The organism is Blautia sp. ZXY-1-C6, assembly GCF_056339875.1.
In genome coordinates, this window is the sequence record NZ_JBWJVQ010000282.1 from 1 (window position 1) to 5,514 (window position 5,514).

Consider the following 5,514-nt stretch of genomic DNA (forward strand, 5'->3'; position numbering starts at 1 on the left):
TTTGGTGGTGCTTAATATAAAAGGAGGGAACGAAATGGGAATTTTAACCTTTAAGGGTGGTGTTCATCCTTATGACGGAAAAGAATTATCCAAGAACAGTCCGGTAGTGAAATATCTGCCAAAGGGAGATATGGTATATCCTCTTTCCCAGCATATCGGTGCTCCGGCTGCAGCGATAGTTCAGAAGGGAGACCATGTGCTCGCAGGACAGAAGATCGCAGATGCTGCGGGGTTTGTCTCATCACCGATCCATTCGTCTGTTTCCGGTACGGTAAAAGGAATCGAACCGCGCCTGACAGCAACAGGTTCTATGGTCAATTCCATTATCATTGAGAATGACCAGCAGTATGAAAGTGTGGAATTTACTCCTGCACGTCTGGAAGATCTTTCGAAAGAGGAGATTTTGGCGAGAATTAAAGAAGGCGGAGTAGTGGGAATGGGCGGCGCCGGATTCCCCACACAGGTAAAGCTTGCGCCAAAGGAACCGGAGAAGATCGATCATATCCTTGTAAACGGTGCCGAGTGTGAACCCTATCTTACCAGTGACTACAGAAGAATGCTGGATGACTCTGAGAAGCTGATCGAGGGCTTAAGAGTTATGCTGAAGCTCTTTGACAATGCGAAGGGATATATCTGTATTGAGGATAACAAGCCTGACTGTATTGCGAAACTGAAAGAAATGGTAAAAGATATTCCACGTATTGAAGTAGCAGAGCTGATGACCAAGTACCCACAGGGTGGTGAGCGTTTCCTGATCAAAGCTGTCACAGACAGAGAGATCAACTCTGCCATGCTTCCGGCAGATGCAGGATGCGTAGTTGACAACGTAGATACCGTAATTGCTGTTTATGAAGCCGTTATCCTTGGAAAACCTGTTATGGACCGTATCGTGACAGTAACAGGACAGGGGATTAAGAATCCGCAGAACTTTGATGTCCTTTCCGGAACAGATATGGCAGAGCTTATAGAAGCTGCCGGCGGACTGACAGACAATGTATCCAAAGTAATTTCAGGTGGTCCTATGATGGGATTTGCCATGTATGACACTCATGTACCATGTATTAAGACAAGCTCCGCATGTCTCTGCCTGGAGAAGGATGATGTGGCAGATGCCGAACAGACTGCATGCATTAACTGCGGCAGATGTGTAGGAGTCTGTCCCGGCCATGTCATTCCTGCAAGACTTGCAACCTTTGCAGAGCATGGTGACATGAAGAGCTTCCAGAAATTTGATGGTATGGAGTGCTGCGAATGTGGCTGCTGCAGTTATATCTGCCCTGCCAAGCGTCCGCTGACCCAGATGATCAAATCTATGCGTAAGATGGTTCTGGCAAGCCGTAAGAAAAAGTAAAAGGGGGACATCGTAATGGATCAGATGTTACATGTATCATCCAATCCCCATGTCCGGGATAAGATGACAACAAGCAAAATCATGCAGCTTGTGGCACTGGCGCTTCTGCCGGCCACACTGTTTGGAATTTATAATTTTGGCCTTCGTGCCTTACTGGTAGTAGTGATCACCGTCGCTTCCAGTGTATTCTTTGAGTGGATTTATGACAAGCTGATGCATAAGAAGAACACAATTACAGACTTCAGTGCAGTTGTTACAGGTTTATTACTTGCATTAAATATGCCTGCATCAATTCCGCTCTGGATGCCTGTACTTGGCAGTGCATTTGCGATTATCGTTGTAAAACAGCTCTTCGGTGGTCTGGGACAGAACTTCATGAACCCGGCACTTGCAGGAAGATGTTTCCTGATGATCTCTTTCGCAGGAAAGATGACAGATTTCGCAGTAAGCGACAGCTTCAGAGGTGTGGTAGATACTGTATCCGGTGCAACTCCTCTGGCAGCTCTGAAACAGAATGGATTTACAGACAGTTCTGTATCTGTATTACATATGTTTATCGGTGATATCCAGGGAACTATCGGTGAGACTTCTGCCCTTGCGATCCTGATCGGAGCAGCAATCCTTCTGGTTTTCAAGGTGATCGATCTGAAGATTCCGCTTACCTATATTGGAAGTTTCGCAGTATTTGTAATCCTTTACATGCTTGGAACAGGCAAGGGATTTGACGTGAACTATCTGTTCAGCCACATCTTCGGCGGTGGTCTTATGCTTGGTGCATGGTTTATGGCTACAGACTATGTCACAACACCGATCACACCAAGAGGACAGTATGTATACGGTGTCTGTCTTGGTGTACTGACTGCGGTCTTCCGTCTCTTTGGCGGTTCCGCAGAGGGCGTATCCTATGCGATCATTTTCTGCAACCTGTTAGTTCCGATGATTGAACGTGTGACTCGTCACCCGGCATTTGGGAAAGGGGGCAAAAAGGCATGAGTAACAGAATTATCAAAGATACCATAGCCATTACAGTGATCACACTGGTGGCAGGACTTGCCCTTGGTGTAGTCCAGGATATTACGGCAGATCCGATTGCAAAGCAGGAAGCTCAGGCGAAACAGGATGCTTATAAGGCAGTATTTGCAGATGCGGACAGCTTTGAGACAGTGGATGTGGACGCGGATGCCATGCAGTCTTATCTGGATGAGAACGGATATGCGGCACAGTCCATAGATGAGACTATGCTTGCCAAGGATGCTTCAGGCAATGAACTGGGATATGCATTTACAGTAACCACTTCCGAGGGTTACGGCGGAGATATCCAGTTTGCAATGGGTATCCAGGATGACGGTACCTTAAATGGAATTTCCATTCTTTCCATCGGTGAGACCGCAGGTCTTGGTATGAGAGCAAACACAGATGCATTTAAGGATCAGTTCAAAGATAAGAACGTAGATAAATTTGAATATACAAAGACCGGTGCCACAGCGGATGATCAGATCGATGCGTTAAGTGGTGCCACTATTACAACGAATGCCATGACAAACGGTGTTAATGCCGGATTATGTGCATTCCAGTATGAGAAAGGGGGAAATCAGTGATGAAACCAAACACACCTGCTGAACGTTTATATAACGGAATCATCAAAGAAAATCCTACCTTTGTACTGATGCTTGGTATGTGTCCTACACTGGCTATCACCACATCTGCAACCAATGGTATCGGAATGGGACTTACTACAACAGTGATCCTTGCAGCATCCAACTTAATGATCTCTCTTCTGAGAAACTTTATTCCGGACAGAGTGCGTATGCCTGCATTTATCGTAGTTGTTGCTTCCTTTGTAACAGTTGTACAGCTTCTTTTACAGGGATTTATCCCAAGCCTGTATGACTCCCTTGGAATCTATATTCCTCTGATCGTAGTTAACTGTATCATCCTTGGACGTGCAGAAGCATATGCATCCAAGAATAAACCGATTGCCTCTCTGTTTGATGGTATTGGTATGGGTCTTGGATTTACCTTAAGTATCACCTGTATCGGTGCAGTACGTGAGCTGATCGGCGCAGGTTCTCTGTTCGGACATCAGATCCTTCCTCTGGCAGATGCTACAGCAGGTAAGGCTGGTTATGAACCGATCACAATCTTTATCCTGGCACCCGGAGCATTCTTTGTTCTGGCAGCGCTTTCTGCATTACAGAACAAATTCAAAATCGGTGCAGCCAAACGTGGCATTGATCCAAGTAATCCTGATTGCGGCGGAAGCTGTGCAGCCTGTGGCAATACCATGTGTAAGGGAAAAAGGGGGTAATGGATTATGAAAGAACTTTTGATCATACTTGTAAGCTCAGCGATTGTAAATAACGTAGTCCTCAGCCAGTTCCTTGGCCTCTGTCCTTTCCTTGGTGTTTCCAAGAGTGTTGAGACAGCAGCCGGCATGGGCGGTGCGATCATTTTCGTTATTACACTGTCATCTTTTGTGACAGGTATTATTTACAATGCTATCCTGGTTCCTACGAACCTGACTTATCTGCAGACTATCGTATTCATCCTGCTGATCGCGGCGCTGGTACAGTTTGTAGAGATGTTCCTTAAGAAGACAATGCCTTCCCTGTATCAGGCACTTGGTGTGTATCTTCCGCTGATCACAACAAACTGTGCGGTTCTTGGTGTTGCCCTTACAAACGTGCAGAAAGAGTATAATGTTCTTCAGGGAACAGTGAACGGATTTGCAACAGCAGTGGGATTTACTATTTCCATCGTGCTGATGGCTGGTATCCGTGAGAAAATCGCATACAATGACATTCCAAAATCCTTCCAGGGATTCCCTACAGTTCTGCTGACAGCCGGACTGATGGCAATTGCCTTCTTCGGATTTTCAGGACTGATTTAAGGAGGGGACTGGTATGAATATAGGAGCAATTATCGCGGCAACTGTACTGGTTGCGGCAGTAGGTCTTTTTATCGGTGTTTTCCTTGGTGTTGCCGGTAAGAAGTTTGCTGTGGAAGTGGATGAGAAGGAAGTTGCTGTTCGTGAGGCGCTTCCCGGTAATAACTGCGGTGGCTGTGGTTATCCCGGCTGTGATGGCCTGGCAGCAGCAATCGCCAAAGGTGAGGCACCTGTAAACGGATGTCCGGTAGGCGGTGAGCCAGTCGGGAAAGTGATCGCAGCGATCATGGGACAGGAAGTTGTGGAGACTGCCCGTCAGGTGGCGTATGTGAAGTGTGCGGGTACCTGTGAGAAGACGAAGGATAATTATGAGTATACAGGTGTGGAAGACTGTGAGATGATGGCTTTCATTCCCGGTGGTGGTGCGAAGTCCTGTACTTATGGATGCCTTGGTTTTGGAAGCTGCGTGAAGGCCTGTCCGTTTGGGGCGATTGATGTTGTGAACGGTGTGGCGGTTGTTGATAAGGAGGCTTGTAAGGCCTGCGGTAAGTGTGTTGCCAAGTGTCCGAAGCATCTGATCGAGCTTGTGCCCTATGAGCAGACTACGTTTGTGCAGTGTAGTTCTCATGCGAAAGGTAAGGCTGTTACTTCTGCGTGTGAGGTTGGCTGTATCGGATGTAAGAAGTGTGAGAAGACTTGCCCGAATGGGGCGATTACGGTTGATAATTTCTGTGCGCATATTGATTATAGTAAGTGTACGAATTGTGGGGCTTGTAAAGAGGTTTGTCCGAGACATATTATTCAGTAATGGGAGGAAGAACTGCTGTGTGAAGGCATGGCGGTTCTTTTTTTCGATTAAGGGATGCGAATATATGTTTGCGTTATGGGGTGGGATGTGGTATGATGAATCGGAAGTGATGAATTTGGGACGGAGGATGTATCATGATTGCGTTTGTTCATGGAATGGCTGTGGATATGACTGAGAGCTCGGTGGTTGTTGAGGCCGGGGGGATTGGTTATGAGATATATATGACGGGGGCAGATTTGTCTGAGATTCGTATGGGGGAGGATGTGAAGGTCCATACTTATTTTAGTGTGAGAGAGGATGCCATGAAGCTGTATGGGTTCAGGGCTAAGGATGATCTGCAGATGTTTAAGCTGCTTCTTGGCGTGAATGGTGTGGGGCCGAAGGCTGCGCTGGGGGTTCTGGCGGGGATTACGGCGGATGAATTGAGGTTTGCAATTCTTTCGGATGATGTGAAGACGTTGTCGAAGG

The 5,514-nt window shown here is 46.8% G+C and carries 7 protein-coding genes; all 7 read left to right on the plus strand.

Translation table 11 applies throughout. The features are described 5' to 3' along the window. Window positions 1-34: 34 nt before the first annotated feature. Window positions 35-1,351 (plus strand): electron transport complex subunit RsxC, encoded by a 1,317-nt coding sequence (gene rsxC, locus AC075J_RS17770; RefSeq protein WP_022380991.1) that lies wholly within the window; start codon window positions 35-37, stop codon window positions 1,349-1,351. Window positions 1,352-1,366: 15 nt separating this feature from the next. Then, window positions 1,367-2,344 (plus strand): RnfABCDGE type electron transport complex subunit D, encoded by a 978-nt coding sequence (locus tag AC075J_RS17775; protein WP_022380992.1) that lies wholly within the window; start codon window positions 1,367-1,369, stop codon window positions 2,342-2,344. After that, window positions 2,341-2,949 carry an RnfABCDGE type electron transport complex subunit G gene (locus tag AC075J_RS17780; RefSeq protein ID WP_008704336.1) on the plus strand — a complete coding sequence of 203 codons (609 nt, stop codon included), beginning with the start codon at window positions 2,341-2,343 and terminating at the stop codon, window positions 2,947-2,949. The genes AC075J_RS17775 and AC075J_RS17780 overlap by 4 nt, the downstream gene beginning before the upstream one ends. Continuing rightward, entirely contained in the window at window positions 2,949-3,659 is a 711-nt protein-coding gene (rsxE, locus tag AC075J_RS17785; protein ID WP_022380993.1) for an electron transport complex subunit RsxE, read from the plus strand. Before AC075J_RS17780 ends, rsxE begins: the two co-directional genes overlap by 1 nt. A 6-nt stretch (window positions 3,660-3,665) precedes the next feature. Next, on the plus strand, window positions 3,666-4,241 hold the full coding sequence (gene rsxA, locus AC075J_RS17790) for an electron transport complex subunit RsxA (protein ID WP_008704334.1): 576 nt from the start codon (window positions 3,666-3,668) through the stop codon (window positions 4,239-4,241). Between the two features lie 13 nt (window positions 4,242-4,254). Beyond that, entirely contained in the window at window positions 4,255-5,046 is a 792-nt protein-coding gene (locus AC075J_RS17795; protein WP_022380994.1) for an RnfABCDGE type electron transport complex subunit B, read from the plus strand. Window positions 5,047-5,180: 134 nt separating this feature from the next. After that, a partial coding sequence (ruvA, locus tag AC075J_RS17800; RefSeq protein WP_476390565.1) for a Holliday junction branch migration protein RuvA occupies window positions 5,181-5,514 on the plus strand: 334 nt, incomplete at its 3' end.